The organism is Rhizobium sp. 01T417, from assembly GCF_056398905.1.
The window spans coordinates 81417-101079 of record NZ_JBFTQH010000039.1; the positions used below are offsets into that span (position 1 = coordinate 81417).

Sequence of the window (19663 nt, forward strand, 5' to 3'; positions counted from 1 at the left end):
CAAGAAATAGATGAGGCCGGGTCCGTACGAACCCAGCCCCGTGGTCCTTGGGAGGACTAGCTGCTTATTGCGTGTCGATGTGCTGTTGCGGACGCCATTTGGCAAGCCTGTTTTCGATCAGCGTCATGATGAATTCGGCAAAAAGCGTAACGACCATCACAAGCAGGATCGCGGCATACATTCCAGCAGCATCGAATGTTCCTTTTGCGATTGAAATCAGCTGGCCGATGCCGAACCGCGCACCGACGAACTCGCCGACGATTGCACCAATGATCGCGAAGCCGAAGGATACGTGCAGGCTGGCGAAGATCCAGCTCATGGCAGACGGGATGACGACGGTTCGCGTTACCTGCCAGTCGGACGCGCCGAGGATGCGAGCGTTTGCAATCATGTTCCGGTCTGCTTCGCGGACGCCCTGGAAGGCGTTGGCGAACACCACGAAGAACACCATGATGAAGGCGAGAGCGACCTTGGACGGCAGCCCAAGGCCCATGATCATGATGAAGATTGGCGCGAGGACCACACGCGGGATCGAGTTGATCGCCTTGATGTAGACCGAGAAAATGTCCGACAGGAACTTGTTGCGGCCAAGGCCGATGCCTACGAACACGCCGGTGATCGATCCCGCGAAGAATCCGATCAGGGCTTCTTCCATTGTGACCCAGAGATTGTACCAGAGCGAGCCTTCAGTGGTCCCCTGCGTCGCCCATTCGTAGAGCCTCGCCATCACCTCGCTGGGACTTGAATAGAAGAACGGATCGATCCACTGCATGTTGGAGGAGAGCTCCCACATGCCGACGACAGCTACCAGGATAAATACCTGCCAGAAGAGAACGAGGTTCTTCCGGCGTTTTATGGCTTTCAGCGCAGTAGCTTCAATTTCGGCATCGGAGGTGCCGGCGGAGAAGATTGGCGCGGTTGCGGCCCCGAAAGTCGTGTGTGCCATGTCTGATTTCCTCCCTTACGCTGCTTCGCTTGCGCGCCGATAGCTGGTCTCGACCTCTTGCCGCAGGTCGTCCCAGATCGTCTTGCAGTAGTCGATGAAGGTCTGGTCATAACGGATTTCGGAGACAACGCGCGGGCGGGGCAGGTCGATCGTGTAGACCGACTTCACGGTCGCCGGACCTGCGGTCAGCACGTAGACCTTGTCGGCGAGCGCGACGGCCTCCTCGAGGTCGTGGGTGACGAAAATGACCGACGCTTTCCGATCCGCCCAAAGCTTCAGGAGTTCTTCGTGCATTACAGTGCGGGTCTGGACGTCCAAGGCCGAGAACGGCTCGTCCATTAGCAGGATTTCAGGTTCGTTGATGAACGTCTGCGCGAGCGAAACGCGCTTTCGCATTCCACCGGACAACTGATGGGGATAGTGATGGATGAACTTGGATAGCCCGACGCGTGCGAGCCAATCCCTTGCGCCTTTCTCGGCTTCAGCCCGCGACTTGCCACGGAAGAGCGGGCCGGACATGACGTTGTCGAGGACGTTCTTCCAGGGGAAGAGAGCGTCGGTCTGGAACACGAAGCCAACACGAGGGTCTATGCCGTTGATTGGGCCGCCCATCAAGCGAACTTCACCTGCACTGGGCTTTGCAAGACCTGTGACCAGATTGAGAGTGGTCGACTTGCCGCAACCCGTTGGGCCGACGACTGCAACGAACTCTCCACGGCCAACCGTCATGTTGAAATCGCGCAGTGCCGTCAATGACTTTCCGGTCGGGGAAACAAAGCGACGGCTAACATTGATCAGCTCGATCGCGGGGATCTGCTTGTTGTCCTGATTCATGGTGATACCTGTGCGTGGTTTTGAGGGCGCACACGCGATGCCCAGGGTGGGAGCCACTTCCGACTGGACGGAAGTGGCGCAACGTGACTTACTTTACGTTCTTTACGAACTCAGTCGTGTAAGTCTTTGACAAGTCGATCTGCTTGCCTTTGACGTTCTTCGAGAATTCCGAAAGGACCGCCAGGACTGTCTTGGGACCGTCTTCCGGCATCACGCCGTCTGGTGTAAACATGCCCTTGCCCTGGTCGAGTGCCTTGACGTACCCGTCCTTGTCGCCGACGTAGAAGTCCTTCGGCATCTTGTCAGCGATCTCGGCCGCCGAGTGCGTGTTGATGTAGCGGAGTGTCTTCACGAACGCATTGGCCAGCTTCTGGGCGTCGTCCTTGTGAGCATCCGCCCAGGCGGTTTCGACGTAGAACGATGCCGCAGGATAGGTGCCGCCAAGCGCCTGTCGCGTCGCCTCGACGGTTCGCATGTCGACGAGGACAGTTGCTTCTCCTGTCTTCAACATGCGCGAGATCGTCGGCTCGGTCGTCATCCCACCCTGGATCTGATCCTGCTGCATGGCGGCGATGAACGTCGCGCCTGCGCCTACGGGGATGGTGACGACGTCGCCGGGCTGCAACCCAGCCTTCGAGGCCATGTAGAGGGTCAAGAAATTGGTAGACGAGCCAAGGCCCGTTACGCCAAGGCTCTTGCCTTTGAAGTCTGCCGGCGACTTGATGTCCGGTTGCTTCGTGGAGACGAGTTCAACTTCGCCTGGTGCCTGGCTGAACTGGACGATGGACTCGACGAACTTGCCCTTGGCCTGAAGGTCGACACAATGGTCGTAGAAACCAACAACGCCCTGGACGGCACCGGCTAGCAATTGGTTCTCGGCGTCGACGCCTGCGGCTTCATTCAGAAGCTCGACGTCCAGGCCTTCATCCTTGAAGTATCCGAGGGACTCGGCGAGCTTTGCGGGCAGGTAGATTTGCTTTTCGTAACCGCCAACCATGATGGTGATCTTGTCAGCGGCGCGGGCCGTGGATGCACCAAACGACGCGGCGGCGATCATCGCGGAAACAGCGATGGTATTAAAAAGACTGCGTGACGAACGCATTAAGGTCTCCTCCAGTATGAGTTACGCATCGCCTGTCATCACGATACAAGTGCTTCCTCCACGATGCAGCTCGTTGGTAGCCGCTCGAAGCTTTCAACTAGCTTTCAGTGGTTCGGCTAGCGCGATAGGGCCTTCGTAGAAAAGCAAAATCTTACGAAAGCATACAATCGTGGACAGAGTGCGGAGATTTTAAGGGCCGACGTTCTTTGGGATCCCCACGACCCCCGAGGCCTCGATGAATTTCGTTCCCGCCCAGAAAACATTGCAAGCCCGGCATGTGCCGGCCAGCCCCGAACCTTTCTGATCAACCTCGGTCAACGGATCGAGGAAAACGCATGGCATTTCTTCTCAGCCATATCGGACTCGATTTTGAAAGGGTATCGGCGGTAGACGGGCCAAGCTCTAGTATTTGTTCGGGGCATTCCGCTTGATAGCCTTCCAGCATACGAGCCCGACGACCTGGCGGTCGAATTGAGCGGGGGGACGCAAGGGGCAGGGCACTGCTCCGACGCTTTCTCGACTAGGCGATCTAGGTGTCGAAATGGCAGTATACGAATGCGGCCGGCCGTTAGGCGGTGGCCCAGACTCGCCTTTGTGCGGCATCAAATGGTCCGGCGGGATCCTATGGATTGCCGGCATCACGCCAGGATATAAGCCAACGATTGAATGCATCCGCCGCCTCTGTGACGTCCGAGCTGACGATCTCGTAGGCACCAACTATCGGCTGGATACTTGAAAAAAGAGCAAGAAGTTGGCCTTCCCTGAGTTCCTTCTCGACAAGGGACGGGCTCGCCTGGCCGATGCCCAGTCCAGATATGCAGGCATCAATGGACGCCTCGTCCGTATCGAAGGCTATGGTGCCGCCTCGCGCCCTGAACTCCAGACCCGCAGCCGCGCTCCAGGTTCGCCAGGACCAAGCATCAGCTGTGTCCAGCAAGATCGGCAGGTCGAGAACGGATTGCGGTGAACCCTGTGAGGCGGCGTTTACGAGAAGAGGTGAGCAAACGGCGATTGTCCTATCGAGGAGGAACGCGTGTTCGAATTCGCCTTCCGTCAAACCCCGCCTATAGGTCATGACAATATTCGGCGCCTGGCTCGCTCCCAGCGCGAGTGATTGGATGTTCAGATCGATGGTTGGATGCTCATGCCGAAAAGAGCCAAGGCGGGGAATGAGCCATCGCCGCGCCAAGGTTATGGGAGCTTGGATGACGATCTCAGCACGATCCGGTTGCAAAGCGCGCGTTCCGTTTTCGATGGTCGCCAGTGCGGCGTTGACGTGGGCAAGGTACTGCCGCCCGGCGTCGGTGAGTGCAATCGAGTTATGAGTTCTCCGGAATAGTTGGATTTCAAGAGCGTCCTCCAGCGACTTCATTTGTCGGCTGATCGCGCCGGGCGTCAGGTGCAACTCCTCGGCGGTCATCGTGAGACTCCCCGTTCGCGCGACCACCGAGAATGCGGGAAGGGTCGCCAAAGGCGGGAACCTGAACTGCTTGGCTTGAGCGTTTCTCATGCGGGCGTGAAAATCTTTCGCTTGCATTTAAGTGGAGTATATCTATCCACATTTCCCTCGGGGCGGCAATACCGGGGAAGGGTTCGCCGCGCTGGTTTCCATGGCGGACCAACCAGCGCGGCGCGTGCCGTCCATTCCGACGGCTAGCTTGAGTTGCGTGCAACCTAAGCTGACCGACGAATTGCCTGAGACCATGAGAGGGGAAATTGACAATGTTCGAACTTCCGAAGGCTTCACGAAGAACGGTCCTGAAAACCGTGCTCTCCGCGGGTATCACCATGGCGACCTCGGTGGCCGCGCCGGCCTTTGCCGAGGAAGGTACCTTCACGGTTATCGATGACCGTGGCACAGCAGTAGCTGTACCCCAAAAGGCCAAGCGTATTGCGTCCGTTTCGTACTTTGGAGCCGACGTTGCACTTGCGCTCGGGATCAAGCCTGTCGCGACAACCTATATGGTTGAGGGTAGAACGCCGGATTTTCTGGGTGGGTATCTTTCTGACGTAAAGCAAATCGGTCAGCGCGCCACCCCGAATCTCGAACTGTTGGCGCAGTCGAAACCCGACGTGATCGTGGCCATCCGCCGCTACACGGAGGGGAACGCGGAACAGTATCAAAAAGTCGCTCCGTACCTGGCCTACAGCCTCGAACTCTTTGCCGACAGCGACCGGACGATCGCCCAGCTTTCTACCATCCTCGGGGAACCAAAGCGGGGACAGGAACTCAACGCAGAGTTCAAGGCTGACCTGGACGCATTTAGTGAGAAGGCTCCCAAGGATAAACACCCGCGCTTCGCCGTGATGTGGGGTGGAGAGACCCCATGGGTCTTCCGTTCGGAAAACATGACAGCCGCGATCCTCGTCGCACTGGGAGGCGAAAACATCGCCGGGCAAAACCCGACGCCTTCGGTTCCGGACAATTGGGGCGTGGAACTGAGCCTCGAGACGATGCTCGAGAAGGACCCGGAGGTGATATTCGTCTATGACTACGGTCCGGATCGCCCTCACGAGAACAATCCGATCTGGGCGCAGCTTTCGGCGGTCAAGAACGGCCGGGTCTACTACGTCGGCGACCACTGGGTGGAAGCCCATGGGCCGATCGGCCGCCAGATGGTCCTGCGCGAAGCCGCCCACCATCTCTACCCGGACGCATTTCCCGCTGTCGACGTGAAAGCGGAGTCCCGGAGGATGATACCCGCAAGCGTCAATTGAATCTTGTCGAGACGGGCCGGATATCGTCCCGGCTCGGCCTGAAATCTCAGGATCAACTCTGTGTCGCATATCTATCCTGGCCTCACTCAAGCCCGGCGGATCGCCGCGCTCGCCGCGCCGCTTTCCGCAGTACAACTCGCGCAGGTCGCTATTTCCACGACTGACATGGTCATGCTGGGCTGGTCGGGGGGAACGGCGCTTGCCGTCGGCGCTCTCGGATTCACCATTTTCAATCTCCTGCGAACCATGGGATTTGGATTGCTCGTCGGCACATCCAACATCGTTGCGGAGCGCGCAAGCTTCGGCCTGTTCCGTGTACATCTTCACGCGGCTTTCCTGGTGGCAACGGGTGCCGCGGCTGTCGCGGCGGCAGCGCTTCTCGCCGCCGGCTATACGTTGCCATGGTTCGGTCAAGATGAGTTCATCGTCGAGGGGACGACCGAGTATCTCGCCTATATCGCGCCAGGGATGTTCCCGCTCTTTTGGTTCTACGCCTATCGCGGGGTGGTCGTAGGAACGCGACGGGCCAAGCTATTGCTTTTCATCACCCTCGGTACAGTCGTCGTGAACGCGGTGCTGGACTACGGATTCCTGTTCGGGAGGTTGGGTTTGCCACTTCTCGGAGTTCCGGGGGTGGCTGCATCCAGTTCGATCTCGTACCTCCTGCAATTCCTGGCTATCGCGGCGATTACCCACCGCACATCTCATTTCAATTCGGATCAGGCTGGCATTACGCTACCCGGCACGATTGACCGCATAATGAGGATTGGACTCCCGACCGCTGGCTCGTATGGATCGGAAGCAGGCTTCACGACGCTAATAGCTTTGATGGCCGGAGTGTACGGTACATCGGCACTGGCTGCCCATGCCACTGTGAACCAGCTGGTCTACATCGTCTTCATGATTTCGATCGGGTTGTCGCATGCGACCTCGATAAGTGTGAGCGAGGCTGTTGGAGCGCGCGAAGCATCGCTTGCCGTTAAGGCGGGCCGGGCCGGACTTTTCCTCGGACTGGTTGTCGTGCTCGCCTTTTCGGCCATTTTCCTAACCGTTCCCGACCGAGTGCTTGCCTTCTTTTCGGTGACACCGGACCACGACAAAGCCGCATACCAGGCCGCAAGGGGTCTCCTCCTCCTCGCAGCGGCGATCCAGGTCTTCGACTTCGCCCAGAACATTGCCATCGGTGCAGTGCGGGCGGTCGGTCGTGCTGGGGTCGGGTTCTGGATAACCATTGGCAGCTATTGGCTGGTGGGGGCTCCGACGGCCTGGTTGGTCGGGTTCCACTTGCTTCCCGGCGTGCTTGGCGTCTGGATCGGAATGGGAGCGGGCTTGATTGCTGCCGCCGCGGGATTGGTGGCTCTCTTCGAGAGCGCCGGCGGCACTGCTCCAACGCGAGAGGCGCTGCCATGATACGCTCGGCTGGCCTCGTTGTTACGTTCGCGTTGGCAGGAGTTATCGTGATGGTGACCGGCCTTTTGGTCGGTGCCAAGCCGATGACGTATTATCAGGCCATTCGGGCCCTCATGTCCCCAAATGTTGGCACCGATGGCATCATCGTCTGGACACTGCGAATGCCAAGAAGCATTGCGGCCTTTGTTGCCGGCGGCGCGCTAGCCGTTTCCGGGTATCTCCTGCAGTCGATCACGCGAAACCCACTCGCAGCGCCGGACCTAACGGGGGTCTCTGCTGGGGCCGTGACGGCGATAGTAGCCACCTTCATCTTCTTCCCTGCAGTTTCGTCTTTCTATTATCCGCCCATCGGGATGGTTGGCGGACTGGTCGCCGCAGGCATGACGATCTGGATCAACCGCGGCGGTCGAGGATCGCCGCTTCAAATGGCACTTGGCGGCATTACGATTGCGTTATTCCTCAATGCGGTAACGACCTATGTCTTGCTCAGGGGTGGACCGCAGTCTCCCTCCGTTCTTTTCTGGCTATCTGGCGGCTTCCAGGGTCGGTCTTGGCCCCAGGTTGGCTATATGCTTCCCTGGCTTTTTGCGGGTCTCGCAATAGCCCTCGTCAGCAACCGGGCGATCGGGTTACTAGCGCTTGGAGACGATGCAGCCGCGGGCATGGGCGTAAACCTTGCTGTGTGGAAGCCTGTGGTCCTCGTGGCGGCGATAGCGTTGGTGGCGGGCGTCACGCCGGTGGCCGGACCAATCGCTTTCGTCGGGCTGGCGGCACCGCACCTGGTCCGGCTGCTTCGTCCCGACGGCGCGTTCTGGTCCCTCCTGCTCAACATTGCCCTCGGTGGTCTCCTGCTCATTACAGCCGACGTTCTGGCGCGATCCGTCGCTCCACCCAGGGAAATCCCGGTCAGCCTTTTCACCGCTCTCATCGGCGGGCCGGTCCTCGTTTACATGACACAACGCCGGAAAATCTCGATCGAGGGACCGGCGACATGACCTACGAGACGGCTACCGAGAGGAAGGAAATTGGCGGCAGCAAAATCGCGGCGTTAGCCTGCGCGGCGGTCGGCCTGTTTGTGCTGTCGATTTTTCTTGGCGTCGTCGACCTGCCTCGCTCGGAAATCTTCGCGGTATTGACGGGCAGGGGATCGGACGAGGGCAACCTGATCATCGCGACCATTCGCCTCCCCAGGATCGTCACGGGGGTTCTCGTTGGCGTGCATTTTGCGGTTGCCGGAGCGCTGCTCCAGACGATCACGCGAAACCCGTTGGCCGATCCGACGATACTCGGTATCTCCCAAGGGGCGACGCTCGCCATCACCGTCTTCCTCTTTTTCGCGGTCTACCGCTTTAATTCGGATTCCAATACCCTGTACGCCCTCCCGATCCGGTGGCTACCGCTGATCGGCTGCGTCGGCGGACTGGTCAGTGGGCTGGCGGTGTACGCGCTAACGCTCCGCAGGCAGTTGAGTGCATTACAGCTCACGATCAGCGGAATCGCCATCGGTGCATTCCTGCATGCGTTGTCCATGGGCATCATTGTCGGATGGGGCAGTGCTCGCATCGAGATCGTCATGCAGTGGTTCTCGGGCAGCCTTTATGCGCGTGGCTGGGAGCATGTCCGGTTCCTTGTGCCCTTCACGGCAGTCGGACTGGCGATACTCCCGTTCATCCATCGCCCTGTTGCGCTGCTTAGCGTCCAGGAGGACGCCTCGCGTTCCTTCGGGCTCGCACACGGATTCTGGTTCAGCATCGTACTCGCCGTCGCCTGCCTGCTCGCCGCGAGCGCAGTCGGGGTCGTCGGTCCGCTTGCGTTCGTCGGGCTCGTCGTGCCGCACATCAGCCGCTTTGTCGCGGGCAAACACCGACATCTCGTGCTTCCACTTTCCGCCTTGCTCGGGGCTGCCGTAGTCACAGGCGGCGACCTTGTTGGACGACTGATCGGCGGCCCAGAGGAAATCCCAATCGGGGTTGTGACGGCTTTCGCCGGAGCGCCTTTCTTCGTTGCCCTTCTCAGACGGTATCAGTGAGCACAATGTTGTTGTCAGCTAAAAATATATCGGTGCAGTACGGCAAGCGGGTCGCGGTCCACGGTTTCGAGTCCGACGTTAACCCGGGGGAGGTCGTAGCCCTCATCGGCCCCAACGGTTCCGGAAAGAGCACGGCGCTGCACGCGCTGGCAGGCCTCAACAAACCCTACGGTGGTGAGGTAACTATCGAAGGGCGCCCCATCGCCAGGTGGTCCCGCAGGGAACTCGCAAAGCGCCTTTCATTCCTGCCCCAGGCTCCGATCTCACCGGAAGGAATGACCGTCGAGCAGTTGGCGAAGCAAGGGCGGTTCGCACACATCGGGTTGCTTAGCCGCTACTCGGCATCAGACAGCAGTGCCGTCGCCTGGGCGCTGCAGCAGACGGGTCTCGTCGGACATGCTGACCGGAATCTCTCGGAATTGTCGGGTGGCGAAAGGCAACGAGCGTGGATCGCGGCAGCGCTTGCCCAGGAAGCGTCAATCTTATTGCTAGACGAACCAACGTCGTTTCTGGACATCGGGCATCAGGTCGAGGTTCTCGAATTGCTGTGCAGGCTCGCGCGCCAGCGTCACGTGGCTGTGGTCATTGCCATGCATGATATAAACCAGGCCATCGCCATAGCCGACAAGATACTGCTTATGGAAGCTGGTGCTATGAGGTTCCAAGGCGAACCCGCCGAACTTGCTCAATGCGGACTGATCGAATCCGTGTTCAACGTCAGAGGCGGCTTCCTTGGACGACACTTCGAGGTTGAAATAGGTACTTTCAGATCTGCTGCGCCACCAACGTGCTGATTTCGCGTTCCGCAAACGATCGGCATTCCCGGCCACACGATGTGACGGTGATCGCAGCTTTGTCATTTTCCTGAAACAAACACTACGCATAAGATGCGCTTGTAGTGTTTACGACAGGATGACCGATGACTGAAGTAGCAGCGCCAGCCGATATCTCCCTGGACGAGCGGATTGAAGCCAACTTTGCCGGCCTTTCTCCGGCAGAGCAGAAGATGGCGTCCTTCTTCCGTACCCAGAAGGAAGCCGTTCTGTTGAACTCGGCGGCCGAGATCGCCGAGAAGGCTGGCACCAGTGACGCAACTGTCGTCCGCGCCGCCAAATCGCTCGGTTTTGACGGCCTTTTCTCATTACGTGAGGCGATCCTAGCCGATCTGACGGCCACCAGTCCGGAAGGACGCCTGAGCCGGACGCTTGCAGATGTGGCCAGCACGGCGGGCGGGGCACTTGGCCACGTCCTCAAGGTCCATCAGGAAAGCATCGAGGCGATGACGCAGCCGGATTTCGCTGCGGGTTTCGATCGGGTAATTGGCATTCTATCCGCCGCTAAGCGTCGTTTTGTATTTGGTATCGGTCCCTCGGGCCACCTGGCGAGCTATACCGCGCTACAGTTCAATCGGTTGGGGCTGTCGACAGTCGCGTTGACGGAAAGCGGGATTGGCCTTGCTGACCACCTTTTGGGGTTGCAGTCCGGCGACGCGGTGATGATGATCGCCAATGCCCCGATCTACCGTGAAGTTTCCGTCATTCTCGACTACGCGGAAGAGCGCGAAGTTCCAGTTGTATTGGTCGGAGATACGCTCGGGCCTTATATCAGGAAGCGAACAGCCGAAGTCCTCCCCACGCCCCGTGGGCGAGCGGATCACCTTTCAATGCATGGCGCGACATTGGTCCTCGTGGAAGCGATGATCGTCGCTATGGCAGCGCATGATCGATCTGCCGCGCTTCAATCACTCGCCAACTTCGCCGAGCTCCGAGGATCAATTGACAAGCTCTGGCAGAAGAGGGGCGTAAACAACCCCTCCGACAGCAAGTAAAAAGTCAATCCTGAAATAATACCGAAATATAAAAATGATAGAATTCGAGAGCGCTCTGCGCAAATCATAAACTATTCGTGGGAAACCATCAGATGATCAAAAATATAGTCGCATTGTGTCTTTCTGTCGGCGCGCTGGCAGCCGCTGATGAAGCCACCGCCGCCGAGAAGCTAGTGGTCTATTCGGCGCTTGATACCGTCGACAGCGCGAGCAAGGCATTCACTCAGAAGACAGGGATCGAGGTAGACCTCGTCCGCCTTTCGACCGGTGAATTGCTGGGCAAGGTAGCAGCGGAAGGCAACAACCCCAAGTTCGACGTTCTCTGGGTCGAAGGGTCTGCTGTGATGAACCGCCTGGCGGAGCAGGGCATCCTCAAGCCAGAGCCCGGTTTGGCCGACAACGCGGAATACACCGAACTCGGCCGCAAGCTCGTACCGGAAAGCCAGGCATACTTCCCGGTGAGTGTCTCCACGACGGCGATCGCAGTTAACAATGCCAAGCTGAACGGTGCGTCGGCCCCGAAATCATGGACCGATTTGACCACCTTCGCGGGCAAGGTGGCGGCTAAGGACCCCAACCTTTCTGGCCCGGCCTTCCAATGGCTCGCGGGCTACTTCGAAGCCAAGGGAGTGGACGCCGGAAAGTCTGAACTCCAGAACATCCTGACAAACAAGTCGCTCAGCGGTATCCCAAGTGGTGGTGCCGTGAACAAGTCGTTGATTACCGGCGAGGCGGCACTTGCAATCCAGCAGGACAATTCGATTTACGCGCTGATCGACAAGAAGGAACCCGTTTCGGTCGTTTATCCTTCTGACGGCGTTGTGGCGATTCCGGCAAGTGCTGGCATTGCTGCCGTTTCAAAGCACGAAGATCAGGCGAAGACCTTCATCCAGTTCCTGCTTACGAAGGAAGGCGAGACCGCCATGTTGAAGACCGAAGGCGGTGACGGCTACTTTGCCCCGGTCATCAAGGACGTCACGGGTCGTGGGGCCCGGGTCGACAATACGTCCACCTGGAGTGTTCTCGACGACAAGGCTGCATCCGCTAACGAGGTTGAGTGGAAGCAATGGTTCCGGGATCAATTCGTTCCCTGACGACATCGAGGGGCGCGACGGCAGCCGCGCCTCTCTCCCGTGCGCAAAGACGAGAATGATGACATGAACGTGCAACTCCGCCTGCACAAGCCTCATTGGGGAGGGCGAGCGCCGATACTTTGGACGATTGCATTCTTGCTGGTGGGACTGCCGCTGCTTCTTGTCCTGGTACAGGCCGTCACTCCCCGAATGTTCGATCCGGTATCGCCGACATTGGAGCCCTCGATCGCCGCGTTGACCCGGCTAGTTTCCTCGCCCCGGCTTCTTAGAGGCATCATCAATACCGTTGTGCTTGGCTTTATAGGCGCAATTGTTTCCACTGCTCTCGGAGTCGCATTAGCCGTCGTCTTGACGCTAACGAACGTCAAGGGGCGCAAGTTCTGGCAGCTCGTACCTTGGGTGGTTTTCGCTACGCCGGGTTATCTCAAGGGTCTCGCTTGGGTGCTGTTGATGTCACCCGGTGGATACGTAGTTTATCTTGGCGTACTTACGTCCGAGCAGGCGTCCGCGTTTTTCAGTCCGGTCGGCCTGCTGATGGTGTTGGCTTTTTCTCTGTTTCCGGTTCCCTATTTCATCGCACGCTCGCGCCTGCAGGGGATGGGAGGCGAGTTTCTCGATGCAGCACGTATGGCATCCGCTCGTCCGCTTCAGGCAATCAGAAGAGTGGTGATCCCGATGTTGTTGCCCACCATTGCTTTGGCACTGCTAACGACATTCGCCGAGATTGTAGGTGATTTCGGTATTGCCAACACGATCGCCCGGTCCATGAACTTCGGCCTCCTGACATACAATATCTACGCGGCCACGGCGAGCTTTCCGGTGGACTTCGCCGCAGCGGGTGCGCAAGCGTTGCTTCTCGTGTTTCTCGTGTCTGGTTCCATCGTAGCCACGGCATTTAGCGGTGGTGCCCGGGACACGAGGTTTCTGACCGGCCGCAATAGGGACCTATCGAGATACAGCCTTGGCCAATGGCAGCCACTGGTCGTCTTTCTGCTCGCCAGCCTGACGATCGCAGCAGCAGCCCTGCCACTCATTGCTATTACACTAAGGGCCTTCACGGTATCGCTCGCTGCGGCCCTGAATCCTGGCAACTTCTCGTTAGACGCACTACGGACGGTGTTCGACACCGGTACTGCCTCCGGGCAAGCCCTGGTTTGGAGCTTTGCGTACGCCTTCTTGGCTGCGTGCCTCGCAGTCGCCTTTGCTACGATATTTGCCTACCGGATCTCTCTGTCATCGCGGGCGACCAGGTTGATTTCCGCAGGAATGGCGATGGTAACGGTCGCGATCCCCGGTATCATTTTGGCGTTCGGTTACATCCTTCTCTATAACCGACTGATTGGGTTCAGGGATACAGGGCTGTACGGTTCACGAGCGCTCCTTGTTGTCGGCTATGCCGCCGCGGCTCTCCCTTACTGCCTGATCTTCCTATTGGCCGCGCTGGACCGACTGGGACCGTCGCTGGGCGAAGCCTCCAGGCTGTCAGGCGCGACGCCGATGCAGCATCTTCGACGCGTTGTGGTTCCGCTCATCCGCCGGGCCGTTGCTGTGGCGTTCGGCGTGACCTTGATCAGGTCGGTCTTCGAACTTCCGATGGCGCAGTTCCTGATGCCGAGCGCCGGGCCGTCGCTTGCCGCCCTGATCGTCAATGATTTCACACAGGATCGTGACGCTGTCGCATGCGCGCTGGCATTGGTCACACTCGTCGCTGTCTCGGCGGTTGCAGCGATCTGGTCAATAATCGACAACCTGCAAACGGATCGGAGGCTTGATGATGAACCAGCCCGCTCTTGAATGTTTCTCGCTTTCAAAATCCCTTGGCGGCAAACCCGTCCTGAAGTCGCTCGATCTGAGCGTGCGACAGGGCGAGGTCGTGGCGCTTGTCGGGGCAAGCGGCTCGGGAAAATCGACATTGCTTAGGTCGATTGCCGGGCTCGTCACCCCGGATGGCGGTGCCATCCGGATACAAGGCGAAACGGTATGGTCGCGAGATGCTGCGGTGCCACCCGAAGACCGCAACGTTGGGCTTGTCTTCCAGGACTACGCCCTGTGGCCACACATGACCGTCCGGAAGAATCTGAGCTTCGGACTGGAGGTTAGGGGGCTGCGGCGCTCCGCGATTGCTGAGCGAGTGGAACGCGCCCTTGACATCACGCAACTCGGTCCATTGGCCGAGCGACGCCCCAGTGAACTCTCAGGCGGCCAGCAACAGCGTGTGGCGATTGCCCGCTGCCTCGCGATGCGGCCGCGCCTGCTGCTGCTGGACGAGCCGCTCAGCAATCTTGACGCCGCGCTTCGAGATGACCTCCGCACGGAAATGATGCGCCTCATTCGAATCGAGGGCATCACCGCCGTCTACGTCACGCATGACCAGGTCGAGGCAATGGCCGTATCCGACCGTTTGGCGGTTATGGATAGCGGCTCAATCGTGCAGTTCGCTGCGCCGCAGGACATCTATGCAGCTCCCGCGAATGCTTTTGTCGCGCGCTTCCTCGGCGGCTTTTCCCTGATCCACGGCACGGCTCGAGAACTTAGGTTCGCCGTCGGCAATGGCACAGTCCTCAAGCACAGTTCGCCCGGACACAACGGTTCTGCCATGCTTGTGGTCCGGCCGGAAGACGGTCGACCTGCGGCCGATTACCCGGAAAACAACCTAACCGGGGAGGTCGTGGACAGCGCCTTCCACGGTCGCTGTTGGCGGCTTCAGGTTAAAATCGGAGCTGATTTGGTGCGGATCGATTGGCCGCGTCGGGAGCAGCCGGGTGTTCCTCTCGCATTCTCGCTCCCTCCGGAGCGATGCACCGTTTTGCCCGCATGAAATTCAAAATCCGAATGGAAAAAGCAAGATGACAACAATAACAAGCATAACCTCGACGATGACGGCGTCATTTCTTGGCTCTCTCGTGGAGGTCGTGGAAGCATTCACCATCATATTGGCTGTCGGGGTGACGCAGAGCTGGCGGCCGGCGTTTATCGGGACGGGCCTCGCGCTCGTGGTCCTGGCGATCCTGGTACTGGCGCTAGGGCCGTTGCTCGGGATGATCCCCATCGAACTTATGCAGTTTGTGATCGGGACCCTGCTGATACTTTTCGGGTTGCGGTGGTTGCGAAAGGCGATCCTCAGATCGTCGGGATTCATAGCCCTCCATGACGAGGAGAAAGCCTTCGCCGAGGAGACCGATAACCTTCGACGTCAGGCGTCGGACAGGCGCGCCAATGTCCTCGCCGCGATCGCAGCCTTCAAAGCCGTCCTGCTCGAAGGGGTGGAGGTGGTCTTCATCGTCATTGCGACTGGTGCTGGGCATGGAATGATCGGGTATGCGAGCATCGGAGCATTAGCTGCCTGCCTGCTGGTTCTCATCATCGGCCTTTTTGTACACAAGCCACTTTCGGCTGTTCCCGAGAACAGCCTCAAGTTCGTCGTGGGCCTGCTCCTCAGCGCGTTCGGCATCTTCTGGGTGGGCGAGGGCATAGGTGCTGAATGGCCGGGAGCTGACCTGTCGTTGATACCCATACTTGCCGTCCTGATCGTCGTATCGTTCGGCCTTGTCCGCATGCTCCAGCAGTACTTTAACACTCATACGAAGCAGGTTGCACGATGAACGTCCTGAAATTGATCCTCTCGGAAACCGTTGGTCTGTTCATTGATGACGGGGCACTCGCACTGCTCGCCATCTTGTTGATCGCGTTTGTCGCGGCGCTCGTTAAATACGCGGGCATCGACGGACTACTCGGCGCGGGCATCCTTTTCGTTGGATGCCTACTCATCCTCGCCGAAAGCGTCGCCAGGGCGGCGCGCCGAAAGCTCAAAGGCTAACGAAATCGGACAACGGCGCGGGGCCTGCCCGATACGACCGGGCGGTCCTTCTGCGCCAACCGTCATTTGTCGGCCGTGAAGAACTCGGAAGCTGCTGATTAGACATAGGAATCGAAGGATCTGCAGATCTTCTAATTGCCGGAAACAGCCACCGAACGGGCTGTTTCCTTGCAAATCAGTTTGAGGTTTCCCTGGTTGGCGAAGCGTGATTCACTGGGTTTATCGCGGTGAATCGGAGAGCCAGGAATGGGTAAACCACGCGAACGGCGCCAAACGGGTGAACAGGATTTATTCCGATCCCGGCTCGACCAGATCATCAACATGAAGCACGAACTTGTGCGTCTGGCGCAGGCTATTGACTGGCCTGTGTTGGAAGCCCGCTTTGGGACGGTCTATTCGGACGGAGCTGGCATGCCGCCATTGCCGACGCGGCTGATGGCGGGGCTGGCCATTCTGAAGCACACGTTCAACCTGTCGGACGAGGCGCTGTGCGAGCGCTGGGTGGAGAACCCCTACTTTCAGTACCTCTGCGGCGAGGAGTTCTTTCGTCACGAACTATCGTTCGACCGCTCCTCGATGACGCGCTGGCGGCAGCGCATGGGCGAGGAACGGATCGGCGCGCTCTTGCAGGAGAGCCTGGCCGTGGCCGTCAAGACAGGCGCGATGAAGCCGCAGGATACGCGGCAGGTGATCGTGGACACGACCGTTCAACCGAAGAACGTCATGTTCCCGACGGATGCCAAGCTTATTCACCGGGCGCGCGAACGGCTGGTGCGGCTGGCGAAGAAAATGGGGCTTGATCTGCGCCAGACCTATATTCGGGTCGGTAAATTCGCCCTGATCCAGCACCAGCGCTACGCTCATGCGAAGCAATTCAAACGGGCCGGCAAGGCGCTGCGCAAGTTGAAGACCTATCTCGGCCGGACCGTTCGCGACGTCGAACGTCAGATCGCCGGCGACGAACAACTCGACGCGATCTTCAAATGGTCGCTCTATCAGGCAAAAACGGTCATCGCGCAGCGGCAACGTCAGCGTGGCCGCAAGATCTACAGCCTGCATGCCGACGAGGTCGAGTGCATTGGTAAAGGCAAGGCGCACAAGCCCTATGAGTTCGGAGTGAAGGTGTCCGTGGCCACAACACTGAACCGTTCAAAGGGCGGGCAGTTCGCCCTGCACGCAGCGGCGCTGCCCGGTAATCCGTACGACGGCCACACGCTCGCGACCGTCATTCCGGATATGGAAAAGATGATTGGCAACGAGCTCTCCCGCATTCTGGCCGATGCTGGATACCGCGGCCATAATGCTCCCGAAAGTCACAAGCTGAGAGTCTTCACCAGTGGCCAGAAGCGCCGTCTCACACCCGCCATCAAGCGCCAGATGCGACGACGATCGGCGGTCGAACCCGTCATTGGACACCTCAAGAGCGAACACAGAATGGACCGGAATTATCTCGCTGGCGAACAGGGGGATGCCGTCAATGCCGTTCTGGCCGCCGCCGGATACAACTTCTCCCTCCTGCTGCGATGGTTCAGGCAACTTTTGTGTCTGTTCGCCGCACTCCTCCTCACGTTCCAGAGCCGACCGATGCCGCAACAACCTGCCTGAAAGCGAGTTCTTCACGATCGACTCATTTCTATTCGGTTACGCTCGTATGATATTGAATTTGCACGCCTAACTAACGATTCCCTGAAAATCGCATGGAACAATTTAGGGGGCTTTGTGCGTTCCTTCTTCAGAATAACCGGCAGTTGGCGTTCAAGGAGTCGCAACAAGTGCCGGACCGACCTTATCTATTCTGGAGATGGAAAATGAAGAAGCTAGTTTTGTCAGCGGTTGTAGCGGTAGTTGCCGCGAGCACTGGAATCGGTGTCGTGGACACGGCGTCCGCTCGATCACATCACCACCATAACACTGGAGCCGCAGTGGCAGGTGGCATCGCCGCCGGAGTTATCGGTGGTTTGGTGGGAGGTGCGATCCTGAACAACAATGAGCCACGTTATGTCGATCGTGGTCCCCCGCAGCCGCGCTGTTGGTATGAGGACCGCCGCGTCGAGAATGCCTATGACGGGGGCTGGCACGCTGAAAGCGTTCGCGTCTGCGAATAGTAGCATTTTTAAGCGAATGGGCGGCCGCCCGAGTAGGCGGCCGCGTTGATTTTTAGAGCAGGCCGGCGGCCGTCATCAACTCGACCACCTTTTTGCTGTCGAGTTTGGACGCCTCGACCTTCGGAGCGTTGAGGTCTGCGAGGGGGACGAGCCTGGCGTTCGCGTCGCCGCTGATCGCGTATTCGAAGGAGTCGCCGTCCTTCAAGACGGTTTGCCCGCCCTTTCCGGTAACCCACTTCAGGAATGCCTGCGCCTCCTTCTGATGCTTGCTGGACTTCAAAACGCCGCCACCGGAAACGCTTACAAACGCGCCTGGGTCTTGGTTCTTGAAGTAGTGGAGAGCGACGTTCTTGCTGTTCTCGCCGGTCTTTGCCTGATCGCCAAACCAGTAGTAGTGATAGATTACCGCGCCTTCGATTTCACCGGCATTGACGGCCTTCATCGCAACGCTGTTTCCTTTGTAAGGCGTTGCGTTTTCTTTCATTCCTTTCAACCAGATAGAGGTGGAAGCTTCACCCTTCAATTGAAGGAGCGCGCCCACGATCGCCTGGAAGTCTGCCCCTGCGGGAGAACCGCCCCAACGACCTTTCCAAGATGGTTGAGCCAACTCCTCGAGGGATTTCGGTAGCTTGTCCTCGGTGAGCTTCGTTTTGTCATAGGCAAAGACCGTCGAACGGGCCGCGATGCCCGTCCACGTGCCGCTTGCAGGACGATACTCCGCCGGGACCTGCCCGAGTGTTTCTTTGTCGACTGGGGCGAAAAGACCAGCCGCATCCACGAGTGCCATCGCGGGTGAATTCTCTGTTAGAAACACGTCGGCCGGGGAAGCGTTGCCTTCCTGGATCAACTGGTTTGCAAACTGCATGTCGCCGCCCTTGCGGACTGTGACCTTGATGCCGGTTTCCTTGGTGAAGCCTTCGACCCAGGCGTTACCGAGGCTCTCGTGCTGGGCGTTGTAAACAACAATACCTTCAGCGCCCTGTGCGAGTGCGTTTCCGATTGAAAGGCTGGTTGCCGCGAAAAAGGCGGCCGCGGTTAGGCTGTTGCGTGCAAATTTGTTCATCTCAAACTCCTATGTCGTTGGTGCTGGAAATCAATTGCTTCCCTTGGACCAAGGACGGCAAACCGCAAAACATGTCAAGCATACTCAGGTTAATTTCAAGAGATGATAATTAGCCGGAAACGGTTTGCGGTAGGGGCCAGCGCTCGATCCCGACCACTCACGCGATTTCCTGATACAGCGTCTGGAGAACGGAGGCATCCGAACCTTCGTTTGCTTTGAGTCCCACCAGCGGCACTCGTCGTCGGCCTCTCAAAGCCCCACGAGCTTCATGTGTTCGTCAGGATAGCGTGCACCCTCGATCTTCACCTTTGCCGCTTCGATGTCGTGGAGGTCTTCGGGCGTCAGCCGAACATCCAGCGAACCGATAATCTCGTCGAAACGCTCGAGCTTGCGGGTGCCGAACAGGGGTGCGATCCAGGGCTTCTGCGCCAATAGCCAGGCGAGGGCCACCTGCGCCGGCGTCGCGTTGTGTCGTTCGCCGATCGCCCTGATCAGGTCGACGAGCCTTTGATTGGCGGCAAGAGCATCAGGTGCAAACCGTGGGATCGAGCTGCGCATGGCATCAAGTTCGGCCGTCGCTCTTCGAGACGAGCGTTCATTGTTCGGCGATGTGGAGGTTTGAGCCAGCCGCCCAGTCTGCCGCTCCCGGATTGGGTGCTTCGTCCGATTTCGGCCCAGATCTGGGCGAACAAGTAGACCAGAGATCAACACGAGAAC

At 58.7% G+C, this 19663-nt stretch carries 19 protein-coding genes; 13 read left to right on the forward strand and 6 right to left on the reverse strand.

Features of this window, described 5'->3' with window-relative positions:
* Positions 1–64 precede the first annotated feature (64 nt).
* From AC1DPR_RS26285 to AC1DPR_RS26300, 4 genes are all read right to left on the reverse strand, one after another.
* Positions 65–946, reverse strand: a complete 882-nt coding sequence (locus tag AC1DPR_RS26285) for an ABC transporter permease (protein ID WP_477817472.1) — start codon at positions 944–946, stop codon at positions 65–67.
* Positions 947–961: 15 nt separating this feature from the next.
* A complete protein-coding gene (locus AC1DPR_RS26290; RefSeq protein WP_477817473.1) occupies positions 962–1780 on the reverse strand; it encodes an ABC transporter ATP-binding protein in 819 nt (272 codons plus the stop codon).
* An 88-nt stretch (positions 1781–1868) separates the two neighbouring features.
* Complete coding sequence (locus AC1DPR_RS26295; protein ID WP_477817474.1) at positions 1869–2882, reverse strand: ABC transporter substrate-binding protein; 1014 nt, start codon at positions 2880–2882, stop codon at positions 1869–1871.
* A 622-nt stretch (positions 2883–3504) separates the two neighbouring features.
* Positions 3505–4419 carry a LysR family transcriptional regulator gene (locus AC1DPR_RS26300; protein ID WP_477817475.1) on the reverse strand — a complete coding sequence of 305 codons (915 nt, stop codon included), beginning with the start codon at positions 4417–4419 and terminating at the stop codon, positions 3505–3507.
* A gap of 185 nt (positions 4420–4604) precedes the next feature.
* Between AC1DPR_RS26300 and AC1DPR_RS26305 the strand changes: the two genes are divergently transcribed.
* The 13 genes from AC1DPR_RS26305 to AC1DPR_RS26365 all read left to right on the forward strand — a co-directional run bounded on the left by AC1DPR_RS26305 (position 4605) and on the right by AC1DPR_RS26365 (position 17883).
* Entirely contained in the window at positions 4605–5600 is a 996-nt protein-coding gene (locus AC1DPR_RS26305; RefSeq protein WP_477817476.1) for an ABC transporter substrate-binding protein, read from the forward strand.
* A gap of 60 nt (positions 5601–5660) precedes the next feature.
* Positions 5661–7010, forward strand: a complete 1350-nt coding sequence (locus AC1DPR_RS26310) for an MATE family efflux transporter (RefSeq protein ID WP_477817477.1) — start codon at positions 5661–5663, stop codon at positions 7008–7010.
* Complete coding sequence (locus AC1DPR_RS26315; RefSeq protein WP_477817478.1) at positions 7007–8005, forward strand: FecCD family ABC transporter permease; 999 nt, start codon at positions 7007–7009, stop codon at positions 8003–8005. Before AC1DPR_RS26310 ends, AC1DPR_RS26315 begins: the two co-directional genes overlap by 4 nt.
* The gene (locus AC1DPR_RS26320; RefSeq protein ID WP_477817479.1) at positions 8002–9039 is read left to right on the forward strand and encodes a FecCD family ABC transporter permease; all 1038 of its coding nucleotides are present in this window, start codon (positions 8002–8004) and stop codon (positions 9037–9039) included. The genes AC1DPR_RS26315 and AC1DPR_RS26320 overlap by 4 nt, the downstream gene beginning before the upstream one ends.
* Before the next feature lie 5 nt (positions 9040–9044).
* Entirely contained in the window at positions 9045–9833 is a 789-nt protein-coding gene (locus AC1DPR_RS26325) for an ABC transporter ATP-binding protein (protein WP_477817511.1), read from the forward strand.
* 125 nt (positions 9834–9958) lie between these two features.
* On the forward strand, positions 9959–10867 hold the full coding sequence (locus tag AC1DPR_RS26330) for a MurR/RpiR family transcriptional regulator (RefSeq protein ID WP_477817480.1): 909 nt from the start codon (positions 9959–9961) through the stop codon (positions 10865–10867).
* Positions 10868–10959: 92 nt separating this feature from the next.
* Positions 10960–11961: an ABC transporter substrate-binding protein gene (locus AC1DPR_RS26335; protein WP_477817481.1), complete on the forward strand. Its 1002-nt coding sequence runs from the start codon at positions 10960–10962 to the stop codon at positions 11959–11961.
* 63 nt (positions 11962–12024) lie between these two features.
* Complete coding sequence (locus AC1DPR_RS26340; protein ID WP_477817482.1) at positions 12025–13755, forward strand: ABC transporter permease; 1731 nt, start codon at positions 12025–12027, stop codon at positions 13753–13755.
* Positions 13736–14779: an ABC transporter ATP-binding protein gene (locus AC1DPR_RS26345; RefSeq protein ID WP_477817483.1), complete on the forward strand. Its 1044-nt coding sequence runs from the start codon at positions 13736–13738 to the stop codon at positions 14777–14779. Before AC1DPR_RS26340 ends, AC1DPR_RS26345 begins: the two co-directional genes overlap by 20 nt.
* Before the next feature lie 28 nt (positions 14780–14807).
* Positions 14808–15563, forward strand: a complete 756-nt coding sequence (locus AC1DPR_RS26350; protein ID WP_477817484.1) for a COG4280 domain-containing protein — start codon at positions 14808–14810, stop codon at positions 15561–15563.
* Positions 15560–15778, forward strand: coding sequence for a hypothetical protein (locus tag AC1DPR_RS26355; protein ID WP_477817485.1), 219 nt, complete (start codon positions 15560–15562; stop codon positions 15776–15778). The genes AC1DPR_RS26350 and AC1DPR_RS26355 overlap by 4 nt, the downstream gene beginning before the upstream one ends.
* A 246-nt stretch (positions 15779–16024) precedes the next feature.
* Positions 16025–17383 carry an IS5-like element ISRsp18 family transposase gene (locus tag AC1DPR_RS26360; protein WP_018860159.1) on the forward strand — a complete coding sequence of 453 codons (1359 nt, stop codon included), beginning with the start codon at positions 16025–16027 and terminating at the stop codon, positions 17381–17383.
* Between the two features lie 203 nt (positions 17384–17586).
* Positions 17587–17883 carry a hypothetical protein gene (locus AC1DPR_RS26365; RefSeq protein ID WP_477817486.1) on the forward strand — a complete coding sequence of 99 codons (297 nt, stop codon included), beginning with the start codon at positions 17587–17589 and terminating at the stop codon, positions 17881–17883.
* A gap of 52 nt (positions 17884–17935) precedes the next feature.
* Here the strand turns inward: AC1DPR_RS26365 and AC1DPR_RS26370 are convergent, their stop codons facing one another.
* Positions 17936–18946, reverse strand: a complete 1011-nt coding sequence (locus AC1DPR_RS26370; protein WP_477817487.1) for an iron ABC transporter substrate-binding protein — start codon at positions 18944–18946, stop codon at positions 17936–17938.
* Positions 18947–19195: 249 nt separating this feature from the next.
* Positions 19196–19657, reverse strand: coding sequence for an aldo/keto reductase (locus AC1DPR_RS26375; protein ID WP_477817488.1), 462 nt, complete (start codon positions 19655–19657; stop codon positions 19196–19198).
* Positions 19658–19663 lie beyond the last annotated feature (6 nt).

Coding starts and splice junctions, on each gene's coding strand:
- AC1DPR_RS26305 (WP_477817476.1), top strand. CDS start 4,605: ATGTTCGAACTTCCGAAGGCTTCACGAAGAACGGTCCTGAAAACCGTG.
- AC1DPR_RS26320 (WP_477817479.1), top strand. CDS start 8,002: ATGACCTACGAGACGGCTACCGAGAGGAAGGAAATTGGCGGCAGCAAA.
- AC1DPR_RS26330 (WP_477817480.1), top strand. CDS start 9,959: ATGACTGAAGTAGCAGCGCCAGCCGATATCTCCCTGGACGAGCGGATT.
- AC1DPR_RS26345 (WP_477817483.1), top strand. CDS start 13,736: ATGAACCAGCCCGCTCTTGAATGTTTCTCGCTTTCAAAATCCCTTGGC.
- AC1DPR_RS26365 (WP_477817486.1), top strand. CDS start 17,587: ATGAAGAAGCTAGTTTTGTCAGCGGTTGTAGCGGTAGTTGCCGCGAGC.
- AC1DPR_RS26360 (WP_018860159.1), top strand. CDS start 16,025: ATGGGTAAACCACGCGAACGGCGCCAAACGGGTGAACAGGATTTATTC.
- AC1DPR_RS26315 (WP_477817478.1), top strand. CDS start 7,007: ATGATACGCTCGGCTGGCCTCGTTGTTACGTTCGCGTTGGCAGGAGTT.
- AC1DPR_RS26300 (WP_477817475.1), bottom strand. CDS start 4,419: ATGCAAGCGAAAGATTTTCACGCCCGCATGAGAAACGCTCAAGCCAAG.
- AC1DPR_RS26295 (WP_477817474.1), bottom strand. CDS start 2,882: ATGCGTTCGTCACGCAGTCTTTTTAATACCATCGCTGTTTCCGCGATG.
- AC1DPR_RS26355 (WP_477817485.1), top strand. CDS start 15,560: ATGAACGTCCTGAAATTGATCCTCTCGGAAACCGTTGGTCTGTTCATT.
- AC1DPR_RS26335 (WP_477817481.1), top strand. CDS start 10,960: ATGATCAAAAATATAGTCGCATTGTGTCTTTCTGTCGGCGCGCTGGCA.
- AC1DPR_RS26370 (WP_477817487.1), bottom strand. CDS start 18,946: ATGAACAAATTTGCACGCAACAGCCTAACCGCGGCCGCCTTTTTCGCG.
- AC1DPR_RS26340 (WP_477817482.1), top strand. CDS start 12,025: ATGAACGTGCAACTCCGCCTGCACAAGCCTCATTGGGGAGGGCGAGCG.
- AC1DPR_RS26290 (WP_477817473.1), bottom strand. CDS start 1,780: ATGAATCAGGACAACAAGCAGATCCCCGCGATCGAGCTGATCAATGTT.
- AC1DPR_RS26350 (WP_477817484.1), top strand. CDS start 14,808: ATGACAACAATAACAAGCATAACCTCGACGATGACGGCGTCATTTCTT.
- AC1DPR_RS26285 (WP_477817472.1), bottom strand. CDS start 946: ATGGCACACACGACTTTCGGGGCCGCAACCGCGCCAATCTTCTCCGCC.
- AC1DPR_RS26325 (WP_477817511.1), top strand. CDS start 9,045: ATGTTGTTGTCAGCTAAAAATATATCGGTGCAGTACGGCAAGCGGGTC.